The 24,834-nt window shown below is 66.9% G+C and carries 23 protein-coding genes; 11 read left to right on the top strand and 12 right to left on the bottom strand.

The features are described from left to right. Positions 1–144: 144 nt before the first annotated feature. On the top strand, positions 145–2,538 hold the full coding sequence (locus MUG95_RS13755) for a sensor histidine kinase (protein WP_247008775.1): 2,394 nt from the start codon (positions 145–147) through the stop codon (positions 2,536–2,538). 196 nt (positions 2,539–2,734) lie between these two features. Then, positions 2,735–2,929, top strand: a complete 195-nt coding sequence (locus MUG95_RS13750) for a cold-shock protein (protein WP_247008773.1) — start codon at positions 2,735–2,737, stop codon at positions 2,927–2,929. A gap of 56 nt (positions 2,930–2,985) precedes the next feature. On the opposite strand, the gene MUG95_RS13745 is transcribed toward MUG95_RS13750, so the two are convergent. From MUG95_RS13745 to MUG95_RS13735, 3 genes are all read right to left on the bottom strand, one after another. Continuing rightward, entirely contained in the window at positions 2,986–3,390 is a 405-nt protein-coding gene (locus MUG95_RS13745; protein WP_247008771.1) for a metal-sulfur cluster assembly factor, read from the bottom strand. Continuing rightward, complete coding sequence (locus MUG95_RS13740) at positions 3,387–4,454, bottom strand: amidohydrolase family protein (RefSeq protein ID WP_247008754.1); 1,068 nt, start codon at positions 4,452–4,454, stop codon at positions 3,387–3,389. The genes MUG95_RS13745 and MUG95_RS13740 overlap by 4 nt, the downstream gene beginning before the upstream one ends. Before the next feature lie 75 nt (positions 4,455–4,529). Further along, positions 4,530–6,065: an FAD-binding domain-containing protein gene (locus MUG95_RS13735; RefSeq protein WP_247008752.1), complete on the bottom strand. Its 1,536-nt coding sequence runs from the start codon at positions 6,063–6,065 to the stop codon at positions 4,530–4,532. Between the two features lie 130 nt (positions 6,066–6,195). On the opposite strand from MUG95_RS13735, the gene MUG95_RS13730 reads away from it, so the two are divergent. Beyond that, a complete protein-coding gene (locus MUG95_RS13730; RefSeq protein WP_247008751.1) occupies positions 6,196–7,920 on the top strand; it encodes an ATP-binding protein in 1,725 nt (574 codons plus the stop codon). On the opposite strand, the gene gatA is transcribed toward MUG95_RS13730, so the two are convergent. Both gatA and gatC read right to left on the bottom strand, forming a co-directional pair. Beyond that, positions 7,917–9,200, bottom strand: a complete 1,284-nt coding sequence (gene gatA / locus MUG95_RS13725) for an Asp-tRNA(Asn)/Glu-tRNA(Gln) amidotransferase subunit GatA (RefSeq protein WP_247010495.1) — start codon at positions 9,198–9,200, stop codon at positions 7,917–7,919. The genes MUG95_RS13730 and gatA overlap by 4 nt on opposite strands. Continuing rightward, a complete protein-coding gene (gene gatC / locus MUG95_RS13720) occupies positions 9,197–9,475 on the bottom strand; it encodes an Asp-tRNA(Asn)/Glu-tRNA(Gln) amidotransferase subunit GatC (protein WP_247008750.1) in 279 nt (92 codons plus the stop codon). The genes gatA and gatC overlap by 4 nt, the downstream gene beginning before the upstream one ends. A gap of 232 nt (positions 9,476–9,707) precedes the next feature. On the opposite strand from gatC, the gene MUG95_RS13715 reads away from it, so the two are divergent. After that, positions 9,708–10,685 carry a transcription initiation factor IIB gene (locus tag MUG95_RS13715; protein WP_247008749.1) on the top strand — a complete coding sequence of 326 codons (978 nt, stop codon included), beginning with the start codon at positions 9,708–9,710 and terminating at the stop codon, positions 10,683–10,685. 43 nt (positions 10,686–10,728) lie between these two features. Here MUG95_RS13715 and MUG95_RS13710 read toward each other — a convergent pair whose 3' ends face one another. The 3 genes from MUG95_RS13710 to MUG95_RS13700 all read right to left on the bottom strand — a co-directional run bounded on the left by MUG95_RS13710 (position 10,729) and on the right by MUG95_RS13700 (position 13,104). Continuing rightward, the gene (locus MUG95_RS13710) at positions 10,729–11,253 is read right to left on the bottom strand and encodes a plastocyanin/azurin family copper-binding protein (RefSeq protein WP_247008748.1); all 525 of its coding nucleotides are present in this window, start codon (positions 11,251–11,253) and stop codon (positions 10,729–10,731) included. A gap of 82 nt (positions 11,254–11,335) precedes the next feature. Beyond that, positions 11,336–12,421 (bottom strand): asparagine synthase C-terminal domain-containing protein, encoded by a 1,086-nt coding sequence (locus MUG95_RS13705; protein ID WP_247010494.1) that lies wholly within the window; start codon positions 12,419–12,421, stop codon positions 11,336–11,338. Further along, complete coding sequence (locus tag MUG95_RS13700) at positions 12,421–13,104, bottom strand: PHP domain-containing protein (RefSeq protein ID WP_247008747.1); 684 nt, start codon at positions 13,102–13,104, stop codon at positions 12,421–12,423. Before MUG95_RS13700 ends, MUG95_RS13705 begins: the two co-directional genes overlap by 1 nt. Before the next feature lie 162 nt (positions 13,105–13,266). Here MUG95_RS13700 and MUG95_RS13695 point away from each other — a divergent pair, with 162 nt between their 5' ends. Together MUG95_RS13695 and MUG95_RS13690 are read left to right on the top strand one after the other, a co-directional pair. Continuing rightward, a complete protein-coding gene (locus MUG95_RS13695; RefSeq protein WP_247008746.1) occupies positions 13,267–13,644 on the top strand; it encodes a winged helix-turn-helix domain-containing protein in 378 nt (125 codons plus the stop codon). Beyond that, positions 13,644–13,928: a DUF7521 family protein gene (locus MUG95_RS13690; RefSeq protein WP_247008744.1), complete on the top strand. Its 285-nt coding sequence runs from the start codon at positions 13,644–13,646 to the stop codon at positions 13,926–13,928. The genes MUG95_RS13695 and MUG95_RS13690 overlap by 1 nt, the downstream gene beginning before the upstream one ends. A gap of 13 nt (positions 13,929–13,941) precedes the next feature. Here MUG95_RS13690 and MUG95_RS13685 read toward each other — a convergent pair whose 3' ends face one another. From MUG95_RS13685 to MUG95_RS13670, 4 genes are read right to left on the bottom strand one after another with little or no spacing between them, the layout of a single operon-like run. Beyond that, positions 13,942–14,772, bottom strand: a complete 831-nt coding sequence (locus tag MUG95_RS13685) for a sulfite exporter TauE/SafE family protein (RefSeq protein ID WP_247008743.1) — start codon at positions 14,770–14,772, stop codon at positions 13,942–13,944. Further along, a complete protein-coding gene (locus MUG95_RS13680) occupies positions 14,772–15,449 on the bottom strand; it encodes an SCO family protein (RefSeq protein WP_247008735.1) in 678 nt (225 codons plus the stop codon). The genes MUG95_RS13685 and MUG95_RS13680 overlap by 1 nt, the downstream gene beginning before the upstream one ends. Beyond that, positions 15,449–17,872 (bottom strand): heavy metal translocating P-type ATPase, encoded by a 2,424-nt coding sequence (locus tag MUG95_RS13675; protein ID WP_247008733.1) that lies wholly within the window; start codon positions 17,870–17,872, stop codon positions 15,449–15,451. Before MUG95_RS13675 ends, MUG95_RS13680 begins: the two co-directional genes overlap by 1 nt. 9 nt (positions 17,873–17,881) lie before the next feature. Then, positions 17,882–18,070, bottom strand: a complete 189-nt coding sequence (locus MUG95_RS13670) for a DUF8131 family protein (protein WP_247008732.1) — start codon at positions 18,068–18,070, stop codon at positions 17,882–17,884. A gap of 202 nt (positions 18,071–18,272) precedes the next feature. Here MUG95_RS13670 and MUG95_RS13665 point away from each other — a divergent pair, with 202 nt between their 5' ends. Genes MUG95_RS13665 through MUG95_RS13645 form a run of 5 tightly spaced genes read left to right on the top strand, consistent with a single transcriptional unit; the run spans position 18,273 to position 24,807 of the window. Next, entirely contained in the window at positions 18,273–19,550 is a 1,278-nt protein-coding gene (locus MUG95_RS13665) for a halocyanin domain-containing protein (RefSeq protein ID WP_247008730.1), read from the top strand. 7 nt (positions 19,551–19,557) lie between these two features. Then, positions 19,558–20,088: a cytochrome c oxidase subunit II gene (locus MUG95_RS13660; protein WP_247008728.1), complete on the top strand. Its 531-nt coding sequence runs from the start codon at positions 19,558–19,560 to the stop codon at positions 20,086–20,088. A gap of 1 nt (position 20,089) precedes the next feature. After that, positions 20,090–21,844, top strand: a complete 1,755-nt coding sequence (locus tag MUG95_RS13655; protein WP_247008726.1) for a b(o/a)3-type cytochrome-c oxidase subunit 1 — start codon at positions 20,090–20,092, stop codon at positions 21,842–21,844. A 24-nt stretch (positions 21,845–21,868) separates the two neighbouring features. Then, complete coding sequence (locus tag MUG95_RS13650; protein WP_247008724.1) at positions 21,869–22,435, top strand: hypothetical protein; 567 nt, start codon at positions 21,869–21,871, stop codon at positions 22,433–22,435. Positions 22,436–22,482: 47 nt separating this feature from the next. Then, positions 22,483–24,807, top strand: coding sequence for a DEAD/DEAH box helicase (locus MUG95_RS13645; RefSeq protein WP_247008722.1), 2,325 nt, complete (start codon positions 22,483–22,485; stop codon positions 24,805–24,807). The last annotated feature ends 27 nt before the right edge of the window (positions 24,808–24,834 follow it).

Below are 24,834 nucleotides of genomic sequence, written 5' to 3'. Positions count from 1 at the left end.
GGGCCGGTACAGTTCGAGGGCTTCCGAGAGAGTGCGTGCGTAACTCCGGCCGAAGCCAGGGCGTGACCAGTCTCGGTCGACGTGGCAACTGAGTGGTGTGAGAGAGGCAGTAGTGTTTATACGACCCAAGCCTTTCGATAACCAATGAGCGGTGGCTTTCGGGAGGCGTATCACCAAGCGAGCGAGGTACTTCACAGTATCCACAGAGTCATCATCGACGCTTCGACCCGCGACGAACTCGAAGCGGGGGTCTGTTCGGCGTTCGCCGACTCCGAGGCGTACGTGTTCGCGTGGATAGGTGAACACGACGAGGAGACCGACGAAATCAGGCCACGGGTGGCGGCAGGTGTCGGCGGCGGGTATCTCGACGAAATCTCGATTGCCGTCCACGAACCGCCATCCAAGCACGGACCGACGGCGACGGCCACCCGCACCGGTCGTGTTCAGGTGATGCAAAACATCAGGGACGACCCGGAGTACGAGCCGTGGCGGGACCACGCGCTCGAACAGGGCTTCGAGTCGAGTGCCGCCATCCCGATAACCGACGGGGACATACAGTACGGCGTTCTGAACATCTACTCCGCGCGGGCCGAGGCGTTCGGCGAAGACGAGCGAAGTCTGTTCACGGAGGTCGGTGAGACCATCGGGACGGCACTGTCCGGCATCGAGGCACAGCAGGAACTGCGCTCCCGCAAACGGAAGTACGAGCGACTGACCGAGCGAGTCTCGGACGCGTACTACGCGGTCGATTCCCAGTGGCGAATTACCTACTGGAACGAGCAGATGGCGGAGCGAGGGGGCGTACAAGGGGAGGAAGTACGTGGTGAGGTACTCTGGGACGCGTTCCCGGAACTCCTCGGGACGGAGGCCGAGACGCAGTATCGCGCGGCGATGGAGACACAGGAGCCACGGTCGTTCGAGACGTACATCGGCGAGGGGTTCGACTACTGGGTGGACGTGGACGTGTATCCCGACGAGGACGGGCTCTCGGTGTTCTCCCGGGAAATCACGGAGCGCAAAGAGCGCGAGCGTGAACTCCGCGAGACGACACGAACATTGGAGGGGGTCATCAACGCCGCACCGGACCCCATCGTCATGCTCGACGACGAACTGCGAGTCACGATGTGGAACCCCGGGGCAGAACGGGTGTTCGGCTGGACGGAGTCGGAGATTCTCGGCGAGCGGGCACCGTTCGTGCCCGACGAGAAGGAGACGGAGTTCCAACAGTTCGTCGAGAAACTGGACAGCGGCGGCCAGAATCGGTTCGTCGACACGGTCCGGCAGACGAAAGACGGGGAGCGTATCGACGTCGGATTGTCCTCGGCGAAAGTCGAGACCGAGGGCGAGTTCTCCGGCTACATCGGCATCTTCAAAGACATCCGAAAGCCGAAGTCGTACGAACGCCAGATGGAGGCACTCCACGACGCCACGCGGCGGCTCGTGGACTCGGCGGACAAGGACGAAGCGGTGGCGATAGCGGTCGAAGCCGCCGAGGACCTGCTCGACTTCCAGATACCGTCGGTCTGGTATCCGAACGAGGCGAACGACGCGCTGGAAGTCGTGGCGGACTCGGACGAACACCGCCGACTCCTGCGCGAATCCGGGACGCCCTCCCCGGCACACCCTCGCGGCGACTGGCTGTGGGATGTCTTCGAGGCCGGGGAGACAGTCGTCTACGACGACATCGACCCCGAGGACTTGGTCTCGGACGTGCCGTTCAAGTCCGCGATACTCGTGCCGCTCGGTGAACACGGCCTGTTGGCCTGTGCGAGCCGTGAGGAAACCGGGTTCGAGGACCGGCACGTGACGCTTGCGACCGTCCTCGGACGGAACGTGACCGCAGTGCTCGACAGCCTCGAAGGGGAGAGCGAACTGCGGGAGCAACGCGACAACCTCGAAGTCCTCGACCAGATGGTTCGACACGACATCCGAAACGACCTCCAAGTCATCTCCGGGTACGCAGAGGCACTCCAGACACGAGTCGACGACAGCGAACGGGAGTACGTCGAGCAAATTCTCGCGAGTACCGAAAGCGCGACCAGTCTGACGCAGGCAGCCCGTGACCTCGCGGAGGTCATGCTGCAAACCGAAAGCGAGTACGAACCGATACCGCTCCGACGGCGGTTGATGACACAACTCGAAGAAGTTCGCGCCATGCACAGTCACGCGTCGATAACTGTCGACGGCCGGCTTCCCGACAGTACCGTCGTCGCCGACGAGATGCTCCCGTCGGTGTTCCGGAACCTCCTAAAAAACGCCATCCAGCACAACGACAAGGAAGTTCCAGAGGTCGTCGTCACGGCGTCCGAACGCGACGAGACAGTCGTCGTCAGCATCGCCGACAACGGGCCGGGTATCCCCGACGAGATGCAGGGCGAGATGTTCGCGAAGGGTGAGAAAGGACTGAAGAGTGACGGAACCGGCATCGGCCTGTACCTCGTGGAGACACTCGTGGACGGCTACGGCGGCACCGTCTGGGTCGAGGACAACGACCCCGAAGGGGCGGTGTTCAACGTCGAACTGCCGCTCGCGGAGTAGCGACCGACCCAGAACTGCCGATACGTCGAAAGCCCGGACAGGCAGTGTGGAATCGAGGGGCATTTTTGTTGAAAGCGGCCAAGTTGGCCGGATGTTCAGATTATACCCGATACAATGGATATACAAAATCTATAATCCGAACAGAGAAAACAGATTGCCAACCCTTATCCGTGTACCCAGTCTCCGTTTACTCGCAATGGCAAACGGTAAAGTTGATTTCTTCAACGACACAGGCGGTTACGGTTTCATCGATACTGAGGACGCGGACGAGGACGTTTTCTTCCACATGGAGGACGTTGGCGGCGAGGACCTCACCGAAGGTACTGACATCGAGTTCGACATCGAACAGGCCCCCAAGGGCCCGCGCGCGACGAACGTCGTTCGCAACTAACTAGTTTCGCACCGTCGCGTCACCGCGACACCGCGTGACTCTGCTTCTTTGGACACTCACTCCGTAGCGCGGTCGCCGCTGTAGCGTGCCTCGTACCGTTCTAGCGTGGCGTCCCGCTTGGCTCTGGCAGCGTCAGTCATCATTTCGGGCGTCCACTCCATCCCGGCGTCGGTGTCGACGGTGACCGACTCAACGCCGGCGAGCGGTTCCACGCAGTCCGTTATCTCCGTGATGAAGTACGGGACCATGTGACAGGCCGGCGTCGTGAGGTGCATCTCGACGCGCGCCTCGCTGCCGTCGACGGTGACCGACTCCACCAGCCCCATCTCTACGATGTCGAGGTTCGACCCGTTGGCCGCCGTACAGGGGTCAACGACAGCCCGGAGTTCGTCGCGGATGCGGTCGGGTGTGACCGAAGCGTCGGCCGCAGTATCCACGGCCGCACCGTCGTCCGTGCTCATGCTTCCACCTCGAAGGGGGTCGTGGAGTACGGGTCGGCGAGGTCGGTGTCGGCGTACTCGTCGTCGCCGATGGCGTCCTGCAGTTCGTCCACGTCGAACCCGTGGGCGTCGGCGAGGTTCGCACCGACCATCTTCCGCTTGTCGTCGTCGGTAATCGTGTAGGTGCCGTCACGGGACTCCATCTCGGGGAAGTCGAGTTCCCACAGCGACTCGAGCAGCAGTCGCGGGTGGAACTGCGGCGTGCCACAGCCCCAGATGACTTTCTCGACGGCCTCCTTCCCGCCGGCCCACAGCAGGTTCTCCATCGTCTCGACGAACTGGTCGGGCCGGGTCGCGGCGTCGGCCGCCGTGATTTCGAGGTTGACGTAGACGTTGTCGTGTTCCGCGATGCGGTAGCCCGTCTCCTCGGCGAGGATGAACCCGCCGTGGACGATTTCGAAGTTCAGGTCCGGGAAACTCGCGGCGGCCTCCTCGATATCGTCGACCCGGTACGGGTCGAGCGGGACGTTCCCGAACGGGACCGCCTTGTGAACGGCAACCACGTCGAGACCCAAGTCTGCGCACCGCTCCCAGAGCGGGAACGCAGTCTCGGCATCGTCCATCTTGAACCCCGTGTGCCCGTCGTCGCTCCAGTAGGAGGGGTAGACTTTCACGCCGTGGACGCCGTACTCGTCGGCCTGCCGGGCGAGTTCGTCGCCCGGGTTCTCCATGCCGATGATGTCGATGCTCGCCAACTGCGCGCTTCGGTTCGGATGGGCTTCCACGAACTCGCGGGCCTTCCCCATCGACGTGAGGCCGTCCTCGAAGATGGTGATGGACTGGGGATGGAAGACGGTGAAATCGACCGGACTCTCGCGAAACAACATGTTCGCCGTCACCGACGGGTCCCAGTCGGTCAGGAAAGACTCCTCCGTTCGGCGGTACTGTTCGGGCATCGCCGCCTCCGCCCCCAGCATCAGGTCCACGACGGGTTCGGCGTATCGCTCGATGGCGTAGTTCGACGGGTGCAGGTTGTAGGCGTGGGACACGGCATCCGCCACGAATACGTCGTCCAGTGTTACCATGAGAACGCACATCACGCCCGGCCCGGTTAAAAACTCTGCACGAATAGTGGGGTGGAAAAAAAGATACCCCACGGTTCAGAACTCGTCGAGTGTGGCCTGCCCCTCGCCGGTGCCGTCCGCGGCCTCCTCCGTGGCACGCCCACCCCGTCGAGACAGCGACGCACGCCGCCGGACGGTCGGGTCGGCGTACACTGCCTCTTTGGCCCGGTCGTCGAGTCGTGCCATCTCCTCGCGGGCACGGTCGGCGCGTGCCTCGAAGTCGACGACCGGATACGGATAATCCGTGCCCACCTCGACGCCAGCCTCGTCCTGTACGGCGAGCGGTGCCTTCTCGGGACGGGGCAGGTGTTCGTCCGGGAGCGGCGCGAGTTCGGGGACGTACTCGCGGACGAACGCACCGTCCGGGTCGTACTCCCGGGCTTGTTTGGCCGGGTCGTAGACGCGAATCGGGTGAACGCCGACGAGTCCCGCCTGTGCCTGCCACTGCGTGTAGTTGATGGCGGCGTCTGCGTCGACGAGGTGGGCGTACATGAAATCGGCTCCACGCTTCCACCACTCCCGAAGGATGTAACAGAAGACCGACGCGCACATCGCCCGCATCCGGAAGTTGATGTAGCCCGTCTCCACGAGGGCACGCATCGCGGCGTCGACCATCGGGAACCCCGTCCGTCCCTCCTGCCACGCCGCCACCAGTTCCGGGTCGTGTTCGTCGCGTCGGAACCCCCGGAAGACGGGGTTCGCGGCCGTCTCCGTCCATCCCGGCCAGTCGGCGAGTTTCTGGTTGTAGTGGCGGTTCCAGTACAGTCGCGACTCGAACATCGACCGCCCGCGGCCGTCCGGGGCGTCCTGTACCGTCTGGTAGGCCTGCCGCACCGAGAGACACCCGAACGCGAGATACGGCGAGAGCCGCGACGAGCGGTCCTCGGCGGCCGCGGGTGGCGAGACGACCGACGGGTACTCGCCGACACGCTCACGGAAGGCCGACAGTCGCTCGTTGCCCGCGACGGTCCCACCCTCGGGGACGGCCGTCTTCGCCGGAGCCACGTCGTATTGCTCCCGCACGTCGTCGGGCGTCACGTCGCTGTCGAGCGGGTTCGGCGGGAGCGAGTCCGGGCGCGGGTGCGGGTCGGCCTCGAAGTACGCCTCACACTGGTCGCCCCATCCGTCGCGTGTCTCGACGGTGACGGTCCCGTCCGGTTCGCGGTTCTCGGGTCCGGGACGGACGATACCGTCGTCGGCGAACGCGGTGACAGCGGGCCAGTCGCGGACGGCGCGGTCACGCTCGCGGCCGCGTCGGGCCGTCACGTCGCGGTTGAGAGACACCGCGTCGACAGCCCCGGAGTCGAGGAGCGTACGCAGTCGCTCACGGGGGTCGCCGTGCAAGAGCGCGAGGTCCGACCCGAGCGAGCGGTACTGCCGCCGGAGGTCGGCCAGCGACTCGTGGAGGAACTCGCGTCGCGCGTCACAGGCGAGTGCGTCGGGGCCGTAGTACCGCGGGTCGAAGACGAACGCGGGCACGGGCCGGGCGTCGGCGTCCGCGGCGGCCGCCGCGAGGGCGGCGTTGTCCGCGGTCCGCAGGTCCGCACGGTGCCAGACGAGGACGCGGGTCACGTCCGAAGGGAGGGCCGGGACGTGCAAAAGCGTTCACTCGCGACTGCGGTTCGAATTTTGGTCCGAATCAGAATGCTTCCGGAAGGGACGCCGAACAACGCTTTTGTGGGTTGCTACGTGGGTTTCGTGCGTGCAACTCACCGTGATGGCGGTCGCACGCGCGGTGTCGCTGGCGAGTGGCCTCGTCCTGTTGGGCATCGGCTACCGCGCGTGGGCGACGCGTGACAGACCGCTCGCGCGGCGGTTCGCGCTTCTATCCGGGACCGTCGGGCTGTCGGCACTGGCGGTTGCCGCCGTGGCACCGGCTTACGGGCCGTACGAACTCGTCTGGCTGTACACGTATCTCGCCGTCCCGGTCGCACTCGCGTTGCTGAGTTTCGACCACTACGGGGTCGACCTCGTGACGACGCGCGGCCACGCTGTCGCGTTCGTGCTCCCCGCAGTCGCCGGTGCTATCGGCGGAACCGTCGTGACGCTCGGTGGCGGCGGAATGATGGGTGCCGGAACAGCGGCGACGCTCGCCGGCCTCCCACCGCTCGTGGTGGAGGCCGCCGGGCTGTTCCACGAAGCGGGCCTCTACTACGCCAGTGGCCTCGTCGTCGTCGCCGTCGGTCTGTTCGTCCGCACCGTCGTCCGATACGACCACCTCGACACGGGACTCGGTGCGTCGCTCTCGCTCGTCGGCGTCTGGCCGTGGGTCGGGTTCGTTCTCATGCCGGAGGTAGCCGCCACGAGCGGCTACGACATCGCACTCGGTATGGTCGGCGGCGGCTACCTCCTCTGTGTCGCGGCCGTCGGCCTCGTCGCCGGCCCGTACGACCTGTTCGATTCGGTGCCCGCGGCCGGGAACGTCGGCCCGAAGACTGCCCTCGACTCCATCGACGACGCCGTGTTCGTCACCGGAACCGACGGGACACTGCTCAGAACCAACGCCGTGGCCCGAGAGACGTTCGGAGTCGCGGACGGTGATGCCGTCGGAATGCGACTCGCCGCAGTGCTCGGAACCGCACTCGACACGTTCCACGCTACGGACACCGTCGACCTCGAAACCGTCGGCGGGACACGCCGCTTCGAGACGCAGGTGTCGCCCGTGCCCGGCCGCGACGGCCCACGCGGCCACACCGTCGTCCTCAGAGACGTGACACGGCGACAGACGCGCGAGCAACGGCTCACGGTCCTGAACCGCGTCCTCCGGCACAACCTCCGCAACGACTTGAACGTCATCCGCGCACACGCCACACGCATCGCCGAAGCCGAGGACGCGGACCCGGAGACGGGTGCCGAGCAGATACGGACGACGGCGGACGGCCTGTTCAGTCTCGGCGAGCGCGCCCGCGACGTCGAACGCATGATGTCGTTCTCGGCCGCTCCCGCTCCGCGGGCCGACGTGGCCACAGTCGTCGAGCGCGTCGTCGCCGACGTGGACGCGGCGTACCCGGACACGGAGTTTACTTCGGCCGTCCCCGACGACGCCGTCGCTGGCGTCGACGAGCGCGTCCTCACGATTACCCTCCGAAACGTGGTCGAGAACGCCGCCGAACACAACGACGCGGAGGCACCACTGGTCGTCGCGTCCGCTACCCGACGCGAGGATGGCACGGTGTGTGTGGCCGTCAGCGACAACGGCCCGGGCATCCCGGAGACGGAGCGTGCCGTGGTCGAGGCGGGCACGGAGGACCCACTCGAACACGGGAGTGGCCTCGGCCTCTGGTCGGTCAAGTGGGGCGTCACGCGGATGGGTGGGACGCTCTCGTTCGCCGAGAACGACCCGCGGGGCACCGTCGTCCGGGTCGACCTCCCACCCGCGACAGAGCCGGACCGAGCCACGACAGGAACGACTGCGCCGGCTGATTAGGCCAACGCACTTCCCGCCCGGATAATCGTCTCCTCGCCGAAGGCCGGGCCGACGAACTGCAGGCCGACCGGCCCCTCGTCGGTTTCGCCCGCCGGGACCGAGATGGCGGGGAGGTTGGCGAGGTTCACCGGCGTCGTGTTAGCGTCCGCGAGGTACATCCGAAGCGGGTCGTCTAGGCTCTCGCCCATCGCCATCGGTGGGACGGGCATTGTCGGTGACGCCAGTACGTCGGCGTCTTCGAGTGCCGAATCGAAGTCCTGCTTGACCCACGCACGGGCGTCCTGTGCCTTCTTGTAGTACTTGTCGTGGTAGCCCGCCGAGAGGGCGTACGTACCCAAGAGGACGCGGCGTTTGACCTCCTCGCCGAAGCCGCGGTCACGCACGTCGGCGAACTCCTCGTTCCAGTTGCCCTCGTGGTCGCTCTCGGGGCCGTAGCGCACGCCGTCGAACCGTGCGAGGTTCGAGGACGCCTCGGACATGGCGATGACGTAGTAGGCTTCGACGGCGTGTTCGACGGACGGGAGGTCGACCTCGTGGTAGCTCGCACCCTGTGCTTCCAACTCCGCGATGGCGTCCCAGAACGTCTCAACGACGCCCTCGTCGGCACCGTCGAGCAGTTCCGTCGGCACGCCAATTTCCATCCCGTCGACGTCCCCGTCGGCGGCGGCAGCGTAGTCCACGGCCGCCTCACTGTCCGGCGGTGCTTCGCGGGTCGTCGCGTCGTACTCGTCGGGGCCGGCGACGACCGAGAGGAGTTCCGCGGCGTCCTCGACGGTCCGGCCGAACGGCCCGATTTGCTCCAAGGAGTTCGCGTAGGCGACGAGACCGTACCGGGAGACGAGGCCGTAGGTGGGTTTGATACCGACGACGCCACAGAACGCGGCGGGACAGCGTACCGACCCGCCGGTGTCCGACCCCAGCGCGAGGTCGGCCTCGCCCGCGGCGACGGCGGCCGCAGAGCCACCGGACGACCCGCCGGGTACCCGACCCTCGGCGGCCGGGTTCTCGGTGGGACCGAACGCCGACGTTTCGGTGGTCGTCCCCATCCCGAACTCGTCCATGTTGGTCTTGCCAGTGATGGTCGCACCGGCGTCTTTCAGCCGCTTGACGGCCGTCGCGTCGTATGGGGGCACGTAGTCTGCGAGCATCTCGGACCCGCAGGTCGTGCGGAGTCCCGCCGTCGAGATGTTGTCCTTGACGGCGACCGTCCGGCCGGCGAGCGGGCCGTCGGCGGCCCCCTCGACCGTCTCCTCGGTGATGTAGAGGTTGTACGACATCAGGAGACCTTCGGCCCTTTGAAAAAGCCCGCTTCGCTGTCCGGGGCGTTCTGCAGTGCGTCCTCTTGGCTCAGCGATTCGCGTTCCTCGTCCGGGCGCATGACGTTGGCGAGGTCCGCCTCGGACTCGACTTCGGGCACCTCGTCGAGCGTCTCGAAGTAGTCGAGGATGTCGGCGAACTGCTCGGCGAAGCGGTCGACCTCGTCGTCGTCGAGGTCGATCCGCGCCAGCGAGGCCACGTGTCGGACCTCCTCACGGTCTACGGCGGGGTCGCTCATGTCCGCGGCGAGGCCCGGACTGGCACTAAGGGTTTCGGTCCCCGATATCACCGCACCGGACCCGACACGACCCCGGTCCGTGTGTGCTCGACCGGCACACAGCCGGACCGGCGAAGTCCCGAAAAACGACTCTGTGAGCCGCTAAAACCGGCGGAAGGTTTAAGTCGGCGCGAGCACAACATATTGTTACGTCCGACAGTTTTCCGGGCAGTAGTGCCCGCCGATTCAACCAATGACAGACACCACCATCAGAGAATACACGCGCGAGCGCGCGAGCGAGGACGAAGACCAAGCGTCGACTGACGAAGAGACTGAGACACTCGTCTGCCCCGAGTGTGACGGCAACCTCGTCAGCGACTCCGAGCGTGGCGAGACGGTTTGTGAAGACTGCGGCCTCGTCGTCGAGGAGGACGAAATCGACCCCGGGCCGGAGTGGCGCGCGTTCGACGCCAGCGAGAAAGACGAGAAGTCCCGCGTCGGTGCCCCCACCACCAACATGATGCACGACAAGGGACTGTCGACCAACATCGGCTGGCAGGACAAAGACGCCTACGGCAACTCACTGTCCTCACGCCAGCGCGAGAAGATGCAGCGACTGCGCACGTGGAACGAGCGGTTCCGGACCCGCGACTCGAAAGAGCGCAACCTCAAGCAGGCACTCGGCGAAATCGACCGCATGGCCTCCGCCCTCGGCCTCCCCGAGAACGTCCGAGAAACCGCCAGCGTCATCTATCGCCGCGCGCTCGACGAGGACCTCCTCCCCGGCCGCTCCATCGAAGGCGTCTCCACCGCCTCGCTCTACGCCGCCGCCCGGCAGGCCGGAACGCCCCGGAGCCTCGACGAGATAGACGCCGTCTCCCGCGTCGAGAAAGACGAAGTCGCCCGGACGTACCGCTACGTCGTGCGGGAACTGAACCTCGAAATCCAGCCCGCCGACCCCGAGAGCTACGTCCCCCGCTTCGTCTCCGACCTCGACCTCTCCGACGAAGTCGAACGCCGCGCCCGCGAACTGCTCTCGACGGCGAAGTCGAAGGGCGTTCACTCCGGCAAGTCCCCCGTCGGGCTAGCGGCCGCGGCCGTCTACGCCGCGTCACTGCTCGCCAACGAGAAGGTCACACAGAGCGAGGTCAGCGAGGTGGCCCAGATTAGCGAGGTCACCATCCGCAACCGGTATCACGAACTGCTGGAAGCCGAAGGCCAAGTAGTCTGAACGGGTATCCCTTCTTCGTTCCCGACACGTTGTCCGGTCTGTGTCACCGAACAGTAAAGGACCCGACCATCCCGGTACCGCGGTGCGGACTACAGAAGTACTCGTACTGCCCGGGCGTCTCGAACGTGTAACTGTAGGTATGCCCAGTATCGTACAGCATCTCGTCGTGCCCCGACCACGAGGCACCGTCCGGCGTGTCGGCGACACCGATATTGTGGCTGTTGCCCTCCCAGTCCCACGTTACTCGTCCGCCGACGGCCACCACGAACGTCTCCGGTCGGAACCGGAACCGCCCGTCCGGGCCGACGGCGACGGTAACTGACTCCGGCGGCGGAGTGGCTGTTTCGGTCCGTGTCGCCGTCTCGGTTGGCGTCTCCGTCGGTGTCGCCGTCGCCGTCGGCGTCCGGGTTTCCGTTGCCCGCTGTGTTGCTGTCGGCGTCCGGGTTGGCGTGTCCGTGGACGGTGGTGTTTCGGTTTCGGTGTCAGTCGAGTCCGTCCCGCCGACACACCCAGCGACACCGAAGCAGGCGAGCAATCCAGCACGGCCGAGGAATCGACGCCGGTCCATGTCCGTTTCAGGGGCTACCCGACTATCAATCTGGCCACGCAGAGAATCAGCGGGTCAGTCGTATCTCGATACGCGGCAACAGTCACTCACAGCGGTCGGCGATGTACTGTGAGACGTGGTCGTCCATCCGCCGCTTGAAGCCCGCCTGCCGGGCTAGCCTGTCGAGTTCCCGTGCGACGAGGGTCCCGTACTGGACGGCTTTCTTGTCCCTGTCGACCACGTCCTCGGGGAGCGACACCCGGGCCGCCTCGCGGAGCGCGTGCTTCCTCGTCGGGTCGCCGTCCCGGTCAGCGACGAGGAGGGAGCCCGGAAGGCGAAGTGCCGCGGCGACCACCCGGTCGTGGAGATACGGCGCGGCGGGTTCGACGCCGGCCGCCTGCAGGGTGAGCGTGTCGCGTGGCAGTTGCTCCGCGAGCGTCCCGAGGAGTTCACGGGTCGCCCCGCGCACCGTCCCCGCGTCGACACGGGGGTCGTCCGAGGCCTTCGCCACCTTCGCGTAGCCGCCGAACAGTTCGTCCGCACCCTGTCCGACTGCCAGCCTGTCGTAGCCGTCGGCGGCGACGCGGCGGGCGGTCAGGTACAGCGGGAGCGCGATGTTGACGTCCATGGCGTTCCGGCGACCCGTCGCCCGCACCACCTCGGGGACTGCCTGCTCGATGTCGTCGTGTGTCAACTCGACTACCGTCACCGACCGGTCGAGTGCCTCGGCGGCCGAGCGAGCGGCGGCCACGTCGTGGCTGTCGGGAAAGCCCGTGACGTACAGCGGCGCGTCGAGACGGGCGGCCAGCAGTGCCGAATCGAGGCCGCCAGAGAAGGCGACGGCGAGGCCGTCCGTGTCCACGCCGTCGATGCTCGTCTCGACGGCGTCCCGAACCGTCTCGACGGCCGTGGCGTCGTCGGCGAACGGGTCGGGGTCCGGGAGTTCCCACACCCGTTCGTCACCGGTCTGCGTGCGGACGTGGCCCGCTGGCACCGGATTCGGGTCCGTGAGGGTCGTCGGGTCGAACGCCCACGTCGTCGGGGCCGCGGACTCGGCGTAGAGCGGGACCCGCCCCAACACGTCGCGGACGAGTTGCCCGTCGAGTTCCCCGGCGAACCCGCGGGTTCCCGGGAGAGGGTCACCGGCGTCGAGGGCGGCACGGACCGTCTCGGTGTCGGCCCCACGTATCATAGCAGGTCCGAAAAGCGGTTGCGGACCCGGCGTTTCACGCCGCCGGCGGCCTGTCGGAAGCTAATCCGCCACGGCGTGCGGCGTCCTTCGACGGTCGTTCGTCCGTCGCGGATGGCCGCGAGCATCGCGTCGGCGGTGCGCTCGGCCGCGTCGATGCGCGTGACCGCCTGCCCGACCATCTCGCTGATGTGGGCGTCGCTCCCGGCGGTCATCGCCATGTCGTACTGCCGGGCGAATGTTTCGGCCTGTCGGTTGGCCCGCCCAGTCAGGAGGCGGGAGTTGTACACCTCGATAGCGTCGGCGGCAGTGAGTTCCATGCGCGAGATGTTCGCGAGGACGCCGCTCCGCGACTCCTGAAACGGGTGTGGCACCACGGCGATGCCGCCGCGGTCACGGATGCGGTCGAGCGTCTCGGCGAACGGCAGTCCCGGAGGGACGGCCTCCTCGACGCCGAGTGCGAGGACGTGACCCGCGGCACTGGACACTTCCATTCCGGGAATTCCGACGAGGCCGTAGTCGTCGGCCCTGTCGGCGGCGTCGAGGCTCGCGTCTATCTCGTCGTGGTCCGTGACGGCGATGGCGTCGAGTCCGACCGCCTCCGCCTGTCCCAACAAGAGTTCGACGGGGTCGCGGCCGTCGTAGGACAACGACGAGTGACAGTGCAACTCGGCGGCGTACACGTTCGGGCCTTCGAGGGGAGTTCTCAAAAGCGAACCGATAATCGGCGAGCCACGACGGTCGGCGAACATGTTCCACAGAACGACCGAAGCGAGCCGCGTCGGTGCGGATGTGACGGACCGTGTCGGTGCGGTTATATAGCTCCGTCTGTCAGGGTTCGATATATGGTCCGGGACCCGTTCGCGGACGAGGAAGGGCCAAATCTGCAGTCCATCCTCGACGCGCTCGACGACCCGAAGTGTCGGGTCATCGTGCGGAGTCTCGACGAACCGATGACGGCCGAGGAAATCGCCGAGGCTGCTGACGTGCCCCTCTCGACGACCTATCGAAAGCTCGATTTGTTGACCGAGGCGTCACTCCTCCGTGAGGGCATGGAGATACGCTCCGACGGGCAACACGCCAGCCAGTACGCCGTCGACTTCGAGGAAGTCGTCGTCAGGCTCTCGGAGGAACGGGAGTTCGAGGTCGGCGTCAGTCGGGTCGCACGGACCGCCGACGAACGGCTACAAGACCTGTGGTCGGAGGTGCGTAAAGAAACGTGATGTATCCACTCGTGCACGTCCCCTCGGCTATCGTCGCGCTCAAAACCGTGACGCTCCTGTTGGGAGGACTTATCGCCTACTTCGCATACTCGGCGTACCGCCGAACCGACGCCCGGCCGCTGGGCCTGTTGGCCCTCGGGTTCGCGTTCGTGACACTCGGGGCGTTGCTCGCCGGCGTCTTCGACCTCGCACTCGATGCACCGCGCTCGTCGGCCATCATCATCGAGAGCGGCATGACAGCGCTCGGGTTCGCCGTCATCGTCTACTCGCTGTACGCGCGGTGAGCAGGGCCGGACCTCACCCCAACGGCTGATACACCGGTACAGGGATTCTCGGCACGTCGATACCGACGAGCATCAGCCCGTGTGAGAGCGGGAGATATCCCAGCACGAGGAACGCGACGCCCAACACCCGGTGCAGGCGGACGCGGGTCCGCGCGCTCACGGACTGGAACACGGTCCCGTAGGCGAACAACGTCGGCACCGTCCCGAGCCCCAACACTGCGAGCGATAGTGCCCCCTCGACGGGCGACCCACGGGCCACCGCGTAGAGGAAGGCCGGATACAGCAGTGGACAGGGGAGGACGCCGTGGACCATCCCCAAGCCGACGATGCGCGGGCCGCCGACCCAGTCGTCGACGCGGTCGGTGACGAGACCGTAGGCCCGCGAGAACACCCGTCCGAGGCCCGGAATCGAACTCCCGTGGCCGACAGAGCCTCGAACGAGGTAGCCCAGTCCCGCCGCGACGATGACGACGCCGACGGCCAGTCCCGTGACCGCCCGAACCGGCCGAGCGATGGCGGCGACGGCCGCCGCGTCGAACAGCACGGCTCCGAGCGCGCCCATCACCGCCCCGATTGCGGCGTAACTCACCGTCCGCCCGAGGTTGAACAGGAGGTGCTGGCGGATGTCGTGCCAGCCGACACGGGACTGGCCCCGGCGGTCCCGGGCCGTCGCCGTCGTTCCGCCGTCACCCCGCGCCATCCGGTCGGCGTACAGCGTCACGAGCGGGCCACACATCCCCAGACAGTGCGCGCCGCCGAGGAGGCCGATGGCGGCGAACACCGCGAGGCTGACACCAGTCCCCGGGTCCGCGAGGCCGGACTGGAGGAGGACTGGGAGGGACATCAGGCGGTGGCGATGCGTTCGAGGTGGTCCGGGAGTTGGCGGCCGGCGCGCTGGCCGTCACGGTAGGCCCGTTCGACGTACCCGTCGGCGTTCACGAGGAGTATCAGGGTGCTGTGCGTGAACATGTACTGGTCCATGTCCTCCGGTGTCGTCCGCTGGAACGGGACGCCGAACTCCTCGTCGACGACTGTTCGCGCCCGCGTAGTGGATTCGGGCCGGAGGAAGTGCCACGTCCCGGTGTCGAGTTCGATGTTCCGGTCCTCGGCGTACTGCCGGAACGCCGCCGGAGTATCCCGGTCCGGGTCGAAGGTTATCTCCGCGAACGTCACGTCCTCGGCCCAGCCCCCCTCGATTGCACGCTCCTGTGCCTTCGTGAGCGCGAGCGTCAGCACTGGACACGCAGTCATGCAGGTGGTGTATATGAACGTCAGTGCCAACGGCGTGTCGACGTCCGTGGTGGTCACTTGCCGGTCCGAGAGTGCGGCTGGGAGGGTTACCTCGGGAATCGGCTGGCTCCACTCCGGATACGGGTACGCCGAGGGTTCGGCGTCCAGTTCCGGCCGCGAGAGCGTCGTGTTGGCACTGCTCGACCCATCGAGTGCCGAACAGCCAGCAGTTCCGACGGTGCCGGCGGCGAGGCCACCCGCGACGGTTCGGAGGTAAGTGCGTCTGTCCATTAGTCGGTAGTTACGGGCTGACCGTCTTGATTGTCTCGTTCCGTGGCGGCGTCGCCACACGACCGGGCAGAGTTGCCCACGACCAGCAAACTGCTCGACGCCATGGCGACGGCGGCCAGCAGCGGGTTGATGAGACCGGCCATCGTCAGCGGCAGTGCCACCGCGTTGTAGCAGAAGGCCCAGCCGAGGTTCTGTCGAATCCGGCGGCGGGCGGCCCGGGTGATGGAGAACACCGACGGCACAGTCGCCAAGTCGTCCGTCGTAACCACCACGTCGGCGGCGTCGGCCGCTAGTCGCGTCCCACTCTCCAGTGCGATGCCGATGTCTGCGGCCGCGAGTGCCGGTGCGTCGTTGCTCCCGTCGCCGACCATCGCGACGGTCCCCTCGCCGCGGAGTCGCTGGACGACTTCGGCCTTCGCCTCCGGCGGGACGCCCGCGAACACCTCCGATACCGCGTCGTGGTTCCGGAACCGTTCGGCGGCCCGTTCGTCGTCGCCGGTGATGACGACCACGTCGCGTTCTGTGGCGAGGTCCGACACGACACGCTCCCACTCGGGTCGTGGCTCGTCGGCGGCGACGACTAGCGCGCGTGCCCGGCCGTCCCATCCGACGAGTGCCGGAACGCGCCCAGCGTCGCCGGCCCGTTCGTAGTCCGCTCGCAGGGTGGCCGGAATCGACAGGCCCTCGGCCGCCAGCAGTTCGCGCGTGCCGACGACCACACGCTCTCCGTCGACAGTCGCGCTCACGCCCCGTCCGGGGTGGCGTTCGAAGTCGGTCACGGGCAGGTCCGGCGGCGCGGTGTGGTCGGTCACGGCGTCGGCCAATGGGTGGTCCGAGAACTGCTCGACAGCACTCGCACGGGCCAGCGGGTCCGGGGCCGTGACCGCGTGGCCACCGTCGCCGGCGATGCCATTGTCGTGTCTGACCGTCTCTACGACGCGCATGCGGCCCGTGGTGAGCGTCCCCGTCTTGTCGAACGCCACCACGTCCGTCTCGGTGGCCGTCTCGAACACCGACCCGTCGGTGACGACGATGCCGCGGTTCAGTGCCGACCGCACGCCGGAGGCGACGGCGAGCGGTGTGGCCAGTCCCAGCGCGCACGGGCACGAGACGACCAGCACGGCCAACCCGGTCAACAACGCGCCGGTCGGCGTCGCACCGAGTGCGAGGTGAACCGCGACCGCGAGCAGGGCGAGGACGACGACCAGCGGGACGAAGACGGTGGCCAGTCGGTCGGCGAGTCGCTGCACGCCGGGCCGGGAACTCTGGATTGTCCAGAGCCGCGAGAGGAGTCTGTCGAGGGTACTCTCCGTCCCCTCGGCGGCGACGACGAGCGCGCCGTCCGTGACTAGCGCGCCGCCGACTACCTCGTCGCCCTCACTCCGCCGCTCCGGGACGGACTCGCCGGTGACGAGCGAGCGGTCGAGGGCGGCCGTCCCTTCGACGACGTGCCCGTCCACGGGGACGCGCTCGCCGGGCCTGACGAGGAGTTCGTCGCCCGGCGACAGGTCGTCGACGGCCACCTTCTCGGTGCCGTCGGGCGTTCGTCGCCGTGCCTCGCCGACCCGTTGTTCGGTGAGGTCCGTGAGGTGACCGGCGGCACGCTCCTTGACGCGCGTCTCGTAGTAGCCGCCGAGCGTGACGGCCATCACGACGACGACGGAGATGTCGAAGTACACCTCTACCCCGCCGGTCAGGAGCGTCGCGACGCTGAAGACGTACGCCGTCGTCGCGGCCAGCGCGACGAGTAAGTCCATGTTCGGTTGTCCGGCCCGGAGGCTGACGTAGGCCCCCCGCAGAATCGGGTAGCCGGTGTAGAACAGCACGACGCCGGACATGACCGCGGCGTTCCCGAGTAGGTACGCACCGGCGGCTCCGTGGACATCGAGCAGGAGCGTCTCGGAGTCCACGCCGAAGTACGCAGGGTAGAGGAAGAGCACGTACCACAGCATCACCATCATGCCGAAGAAGCCCCCGACCAGCAGTCGTCCGGAGAGTTCCGTCTCTGTCCGGGTGTCTTCCTCGACGGGGCGTGCGCGGTAGCCCGTGCCCGAGAGCAAGTCGAACAGGTCGTCCTCGGCGACGGTGTCGGGGTCGTAGACGACCCGGACCATATCCGAGGGATAACTCGCCTCGGCAGCGAGGACACCCTCGTCGTCCGTCGCCCGCCCCTCGACGAACGCCTCACAGGTCGCACAGTGCATGCCCTCGACGGCGAAAAAAGTCTCTTCGCCGTCGGCATCGTCGACTCGCGACCCATCCCCGGCGACGGCATCCCGTGCCTGTTCCGGGTCGGTCTCGCCGGGGTCGTCCAGCGTACGCGCTACTTCGAGGCACCCTCGACAGCAGAACCGGCCGTCGACGGACCCGGCGGTGACCGGTGGGTCCGGTGTCGGCAGGTCACAGAGGGTGCATGTGGACATCGAGTGGCGTCAGTGTGTGGCGTGGCTGTCGTGGCCGCCCTCCACGGGCGAGAGCATGTAGTAGAGGCTCGCGACGATGAGCAGGGTGTTCACGACGGAGAACGCGACGATGCTCTCACCCCGTGCGACGAGGAACACCACGACGGGGACGAGTGCAACCAGTCCGACGCCCGCGAGTAGTTGCGGTCTGAAATCCATACGCTTTGTATTCTCGCCACGGTCAAAAACCCTATCAGCTAGTTCTCATCAAGTGAGAACCGACGATGGCCCTTATGTCTCTTACTCGGTTTTCGCCGAGTATGGAGCGACGTGGGTACGAGTACGTCCGGGAAGCCGGTCGGCGTTCGGGACCGGTGGCCGGGCGCGACGGGCTATCGACGACGGAGGTGACGGACGAGATATGAACGACTCCGACACGAGACCCGGTCCGAGCAGGCGGTCCGTCCTCCGCGCCGCGGCAGGTGGCGCGACGGCGGCCGCACTCGGTGCCGGGGTGACAGGCACGGCAGTGGCACAGGACGGTAGCTTCGACGGGTGGATGGCCGACGTCGGCAACTACGACGGGAGCGTCACCGACGCCACCGGACAGGACGAGGTCACGGTGGGCGTCGGGACGCAGGGCAACGGCGGCGCGTTCGCGTTCGGCCCGCCCGCCGTCCGCGTCGACCCCGGAACGACTGTCGTCTTCGAGTGGACCGGCGAAGGCGGTCAGCACAACGTCGTCGCCGAAGCGGGCGGCGACTTCGAGAGCGAACTCACGTCGGAGGCTGGGTTCACCTTCGAGCAGACGTTCGAGAGCGAGGGTGTCGTCAAGTACTACTGTGACCCGCACCGCGCGCTCGGGATGAAAGGCGTCGTCGTCGTCGGTGGCGACGGCGACGGCGGCGGTGGTGGCGGTGGCGGCACACCCGTCCCCGCCGAGTACGGCGACTGGTTCTCGAACGTCGACAACTACGACGGCGAGACGGTCGACCGCGGGGGCCAAGACGAAGTGACGATAGCGGTCGGCTCGCAGGGCAACGGCGGCGGGTTCGCCTTCGACCCACCAGCGGTGCGCATCACCCCCGGGACGACGGTCGTCTGGGAGTGGACCGGAGAGGGTGGCCAGCACAACGTCGTCGCCGAGGAAGGTGCCGACTTCGAGAGTGACCTCGTCGAGGAGGCCGGGTACACCTTCGAGCAGACGTTCGAGGAACCCGGCGTCATCACGTACTACTGTAATCCACACCGGGCGCTCGGGATGAAAGGCGCGCTCGTCGTCGACCCGACCGCCGGCGGTGGTGGCGGTGGCGGCGAGGGAGACGGCGCGGGCGAGGAAGGCGGGGAGTTCACGTTCACGCCGGAGCTGACTGGCTTGGTCGGTGCCATCGTTCTCGGCGTCGCCTCGCCCATCGTGTTCGCGCTGTTCCTCCGGTCCCGTCGTGACAGCCTCGGCGAACCCGAGGCGGCGGGCGCGGGAGAAGCGGCGGACAAACTCGAACGCATCGAGGCCGAGGAGACACGGACCGTGACGGCCGAGACGCCGGACTCAGAACCGGTCGAGACACTCGAACACGACGACTTCGACCCCATGGGGACGGCAGGTCTCATCGTGGGGTACTTCCTCATCCTCGTGCTGATGTGGGTGTTCATGTACTTCGTCGAGTTCCTCGGCAACGGACCAACGATAATCGGGTGAGAGAGAGATGGAGATACACAGATTCGAGAAACTCTGGCTGGGCGTTGGACTGGTGCTCATCGTCGGTCTCATCGCGACCGTCGCGTACGGTGCAGTCGGACCGGGTGTAGCGATGATGGACGACGACGGCGGCACAATCGACCCCGAGACGGTGGCCGACGGAAACTACGAGCAGGCCAACTTCAAGTCGCCGGGTGTCAGACAAGTGGGCGAGGACGAGTACACCGCCCACGTCGTCGCACGACAGTTCCTCTTCGAACCGGGAACGCAGGAGCCGATACAGGTGCCGGCGGGGTCCGAAGTCACGTTCTACGTGACCAGCCCCGACGTGGTCCACGGCTTCTCGGTTGTGGGAACCAACGTGAACACGATGGTCATCCCCGGTCAGGTGGCCCAGTTCACGACCCAGTTCGACGAATCCGGGGAGTACGGCATCGTCTGTCACGAGTACTGTGGCGCGGCCCACCACACGATGGCCGGGACCATCGAGGTGGTGCCGCAGTCGCAGTTCAATAGCACGATGACGGTGGGTGAATGACATGGCAACGATAGACGATACTGCGACGGACACGGAGACTGGAGAAGAGTACGCGACGCCGCCCGAGGAACGGTCGGCGTATCTAGACCGCTACCCGAGTGCCGCCCGCATCGTGCGGTGGTGTTTCCTCGTGGCGTTCGGTGCCCTCGGCGTCGGCGGCCTGTTCGGGATGATACAGGCACTCCACCGGACGGGTGTCTTCCGCGGGTTCGTTAGCTCCTCGGACTACTACAGCGTCCTGACGGGCCACGGCGTCCTGCTCGTGCTCGTGTTCACCACGTTCTTCATCGCCGGCCTGTTCACGTGGGCGGTCACGCAGAGTCTGGAGATGGACCTCCCGCGGCCACGGCTGGCCGTGACGTGGTTCTCGATGATACTACTCGGCACGGTGCTCGCGGGGACGGCGATTCTTGGCGGCCTCGTCGACCAGATTCCCGCCTCTGCGGACGTCCTCTACACCATGTACTCGCCGATGCAGGCCCACCCCATCTTCTACATCGGGGCGGCACTCATCATCGTCGGGTCGTGGATTGCGGGCGCGAACTACTTCCTGATGTACCGCGACTGGCGGGCCGAAAACGCCGGTGAGCGGATTCCGCTGCAGACGTTCATGGTGTTGACCACGTTCCTGATGTGGTACCTCGCGACCGTCGGCATCGCCATCGAGGTCGTCGTGTTCCTCATCCCGTGGTCGCTCGGCCTCATCTCGGAGGTCAATCCGCTCTTTACCCGGACGCTGTTCTGGTACTTCGGTCACCCGGTCGTCTACTTCTGGCTGATGCCGGCGTACCTAATCTGGTACACCATCCTGCCGAAACTCTCCGGCGGTCGGCTGTTCTCGGACCCGCTGGCCCGCGTCGTGTTCGTCCTGTTCCTGCTCCTGTCGACACCGACGGGGATTCACCACCAGTACGTCGATCCCGGCATCCCCGAGGGCTTCAAGTTCGTCGCGATGACGAACACGATGTTCCTGCTCCTGCCGAGCCTGCTGACGGCGTTCACCGTCGTCGCGAGCATCGAACACGGGGCACGGCAGAACGGCGGCGGCGGCCTGTTCGGCTGGCTGAAGAACCTGCCGTGGGACAACCCCGCCTTCTCCGGCTGTACGCTCGCGGGCCTGATGTTCGCGGCCGGCGGATTCTCCGGTATGATAAACGCCGGGATGAACATCAACTACCTCATCCACAACACGCTGTGGGTGCCCGGCCACTTCCACCTCACCGTCGGGACGGCGTCGGCACTGACGTTCATGGCCATCACCTACTGGCTCCTGCCACAGCTCACGGGCAAACGCATCCGTAACTACACGATCGCGTCTATCCAGCCCTACGTGTGGTTCATCGGCATGTTCCTGATGTCGAACGCCATGCACCGGGCGGGCCTCGCCGGCGTGCCCCGGCGGACGGCCGAACCGCAGTACCCCTCGCAGGGCATCACCTTCGAGGGCGTCGTCGGCGGCGTCTCGGAGATGCGACTGCAGATCGCCATCGGCGGCGTCCTGCTGACCGTCTCGCTGGCGATGTTCCTCTACGTCATTGCGACGACGTGGCTCGGCCCGCGGAGCGAGCGCATCCGCGTCAACGGGCGGATTCCGAAGCCGCTCTCGTCGGCCGACGACAGCCCGCGGGTGCTCGACAACATGAAATTGTGGATTGCCATCGCAGTGGTGCTGGTCCTGCTGACCTACGGACCGCCCGTCGCGAGCATTGTCGCCGACGGCATCTTCGCGGGCGGGAGCGCGCCCGTCCCGGTCTGATACCCCCCTCTCTCGACTACAACCGTGTCACGACACACTGCCGACGCCGATTCGGGCGACGTGGACCGCAAGCGGCTGGTACGGCTGATGATACTCATCGGCATCGTCCTCATCGTCGTCATCGAGGGCGTCACCTTCGCCGGCTTGCTCGGTGACGCCCTGCTCGGCGGCAACGGGGACGGAAACGGTGGTGCGGGCACCGCCACCGACACGGCGACGCCCGCCACCGACCGGGTCGGCGTCGGCGACGAACTCCTCGCCGAAACGCCACAGCGCGAGACGGTCAGAGCGGCGTCCGTCACGGCCCGCGACGACGGCTGGGTGTTCCAACTGACGCTCGCAATCAACAACACGGCCGACAGCGACTATCAGTTCCGCTTCGAGACGGTCGAGACGACCGGCGGCCAGCAGGTCGACGGGTCGGGGAGCATCGTGGTTCCGGCGGGCGAGTCGGACACCGTGACCGGCCGCTGGGTCCTCCCCGAGAGCGAGCGACCGGACGCGGTGACCGTCGTCGGCGTCCAGTTGGCGAACGAGACGACGGTCACCGAGACTGTCGCCATCGAGCGAATCCCGGTGCAGTACCAGTGACTGCCGGCGGGCGGAACCGTTAGGCCGGTCTGGCCACAAGCGAGCGCGTGGACGAGACCATCGGCTGGCTCCGCGACCGACCGTACTACGAGGGCCAGATAACCCACCACGAGGCTATCCCGGGGAGCGCGGCGTCGTTCGCGGACCTGACACTCGAACCACGGCTCGCCTCGGCACTCGACGACCGGGGTATCGACCGGTTGTACGGGCACCAAGCCGCGGCCGTCGAGGCGGTCCGCGCGGGCGAGAACGTCGTGCTTTCGACCGACACGGCGAGCGGGAAGAGTCTCGCCTACACGGTCCCGGCGTTCGAGCGTGCGATGGACCACACGGGCTGTACGCTCTACGTCGCGCCACAGGTCGCGCTCATCAACGACCAGACGGAGACGCTCGCGGACCTCGCACACGGGTTGGGCTTCGGCAGTCGCGTCGACGTGGCCCAGTACACGGGTCGCCAGTCCAAGCGGGAGAAAGAGCAGGTCAGGGAGCGACAGCCGACCGTACTCCTGACGACGCCCGACATGCTCCACTACGGGATTTTGCCCCACGCACACCGACTGTGGGACTGGTTCGTCCAGCGGCTCGAAACCGTCGTCGTGGACGAGGTACACGAGTACCGCGGCGTGTTCGGGAGTCAGGTGTCGTTGGTCCTCCGGCGGCTGAACCGCGTCTGCGAGCGGTTCGACGCGTCGCCGCAGTACGTCTGTTGCTCGGCGACCATCGGGAACCCCGTCGACCACGCGGCGACGGTCACCGGACGGCCGCCGTCGTCGTTCTCGGCCGTCACCGACGACGAGAGCGCGACGGGGCCGACCCACTGGCTGTTCTGGAATCCACCGGCGTACGACGAGGGGGACGGGTGGCACGGCGGAAGCCGTCGCAAGTCCAGCCACACGGAGACCAAGCGGTTGTTCGTCGACCTCGTCGCTCGGGGACTCCAGACGGTCGTGTTCACGCCGTCGCGACAGACGGCCGAGCGGTACGCGAGCGACAGCGCGGACGAACTCCGGCGGCGGGGCGAGCGAGACACGGCCGAGAGCGTCACCGCGTATCAGGCCGCGCTGACGACCGACCGCCGCGAGGCGGTGGAGGCGGGTCTCGCGTCGGGCGAGATACGCGGCGTCTGGAGCACGAACGCGCTGGAACTCGGCGTGGACATCGGCGGCCTCGACGCCGTGCTGTTGGACGGGTACCCCGGCACGCGGATGGCGGCCCACCAACAGGCCGGGCGTGCCGGACGGGGAACCGACCCCAGTCTCGTCGTCACCGTCTGTGGCGAGGACCAACTCGACCAGTACTTCGCGGCCAACCCCGAGGCGTTCTTCTCCGGTGCCCCGGAGGACGCCATCGCGGACCCGAGCAACGGCCACCTCCTCCCCGGACACGTCCTGTCCGCGGCGCGCGAGACGTGGCTGAAACCCGACGACGACCGACACTTCGGCGACACGTTCCCGGAAGTCGTGGCGGAGTTGACCGAGGCAGGCTCGCTCGACCGCCGTGAGACGGACGCGGGCATCCGGTGGCTCCACGACGGGGGCGGCAGTCCCCAACACGAGATGAACCTGCGGACCATCGACGACCGGCAGGTGCAGTTGCGCGAGCGGGCGAGCGGCGACACCGTCGCCGACTTACCATTCGGCGACGCGCTCCGGGATGCCCACCCGGGCGCGATTTACCACCATCAGGGGCGGAGTTACGAGGTGGTCGACCTCGATTTGACACACGGGGTCGCTGACCTCTCGCGGACGCACGCCGACTACTACACGACGGTACTCCACGATAAGGAGATAACCGTGGACCGCGACCGGGCGGAGACGACGATGCCGGGGCGGGACGACGCCGTACTCCGGTTGGCGGACGTGACGATGCGCAAGCAGATAACGGGCTACGAGCGACGGGACGCGAGCACGGGGGAACCGCTCGGAGAGTTCCCGCTCGACCTGCCCGAGACGACGCTCGAGACGACGGCGTTCTACTTCACCGTCCCCGCCCCGGTCGAGGCCGAGATGCGTGCCAGCGACGGGGCGTTCGCGGGCGGCATCCACGCCGCCGAACACGCGACGATAGCGATGATGCCCGCCGAACTCCTCTGTGACCGGCGCGACATCGGCGGCCTCTCGACGCCCGTACACCCACACACTGGTCAGTCCACGATATTCGTCTACGACGGCTACCCGGGCGGTGTCGGATTGACCGAGCGGGCCTACGAGGACATCGGGCCGTTGCTCTCGACGACCCGCGAGATGGTCGCGGCGTGTGGCTGTGCGGACGGGTGTCCGGCCTGCGTCCAGTCCCCCCACTGCGGGAACGCGAACGACCCGCTGGACAAGTCGTTGGCCCTGCACCTCCTCGATGCGGTCGGTCCCGACTGACTCTCCCGTAGTTTTACGCCCCCTTGC

It is taken from the genome of Halorientalis litorea, from assembly GCF_023028225.1.
Classification (GTDB): Archaea; Halobacteriota; Halobacteria; order Halobacteriales; family Haloarculaceae; genus Halorientalis; species Halorientalis litorea.
This window is presented reverse-complemented; position numbering and strand designations above follow the sequence as displayed.

Excerpts from the sequence above, each read along its gene's own strand:
- MUG95_RS13740 (WP_247008754.1), bottom strand. The coding sequence starts at position 4,454 with ATGGTAACACTGGACGACGTATTCGTGGCGGATGCCGTGTCCCACGCC.
- MUG95_RS13685 (WP_247008743.1), bottom strand. The coding sequence starts at position 14,772 with ATGTCCCTCCCAGTCCTCCTCCAGTCCGGCCTCGCGGACCCGGGGACT.
- MUG95_RS13675 (WP_247008733.1), bottom strand. The coding sequence starts at position 17,872 with ATGTCCACATGCACCCTCTGTGACCTGCCGACACCGGACCCACCGGTC.
- MUG95_RS13695 (WP_247008746.1), top strand. The coding sequence starts at position 13,267 with ATGGTCCGGGACCCGTTCGCGGACGAGGAAGGGCCAAATCTGCAGTCC.
- MUG95_RS13750 (WP_247008773.1), top strand. The coding sequence starts at position 2,735 with ATGGCAAACGGTAAAGTTGATTTCTTCAACGACACAGGCGGTTACGGT.
- MUG95_RS13655 (WP_247008726.1), top strand. The coding sequence starts at position 20,090 with ATGGCAACGATAGACGATACTGCGACGGACACGGAGACTGGAGAAGAG.
- MUG95_RS13715 (WP_247008749.1), top strand. The coding sequence starts at position 9,708 with ATGACAGACACCACCATCAGAGAATACACGCGCGAGCGCGCGAGCGAG.
- MUG95_RS13755 (WP_247008775.1), top strand. The coding sequence starts at position 145 with ATGAGCGGTGGCTTTCGGGAGGCGTATCACCAAGCGAGCGAGGTACTT.
- gatC (WP_247008750.1), bottom strand. The coding sequence starts at position 9,475 with ATGAGCGACCCCGCCGTAGACCGTGAGGAGGTCCGACACGTGGCCTCG.
- MUG95_RS13665 (WP_247008730.1), top strand. The coding sequence starts at position 18,273 with ATGAACGACTCCGACACGAGACCCGGTCCGAGCAGGCGGTCCGTCCTC.
- MUG95_RS13670 (WP_247008732.1), bottom strand. The coding sequence starts at position 18,070 with ATGGATTTCAGACCGCAACTACTCGCGGGCGTCGGACTGGTTGCACTC.
- MUG95_RS13745 (WP_247008771.1), bottom strand. The coding sequence starts at position 3,390 with ATGAGCACGGACGACGGTGCGGCCGTGGATACTGCGGCCGACGCTTCG.
- MUG95_RS13660 (WP_247008728.1), top strand. The coding sequence starts at position 19,558 with ATGGAGATACACAGATTCGAGAAACTCTGGCTGGGCGTTGGACTGGTG.
- MUG95_RS13680 (WP_247008735.1), bottom strand. The coding sequence starts at position 15,449 with ATGGACAGACGCACTTACCTCCGAACCGTCGCGGGTGGCCTCGCCGCC.
- MUG95_RS13710 (WP_247008748.1), bottom strand. The coding sequence starts at position 11,253 with ATGGACCGGCGTCGATTCCTCGGCCGTGCTGGATTGCTCGCCTGCTTC.
- MUG95_RS13690 (WP_247008744.1), top strand. The coding sequence starts at position 13,644 with ATGTATCCACTCGTGCACGTCCCCTCGGCTATCGTCGCGCTCAAAACC.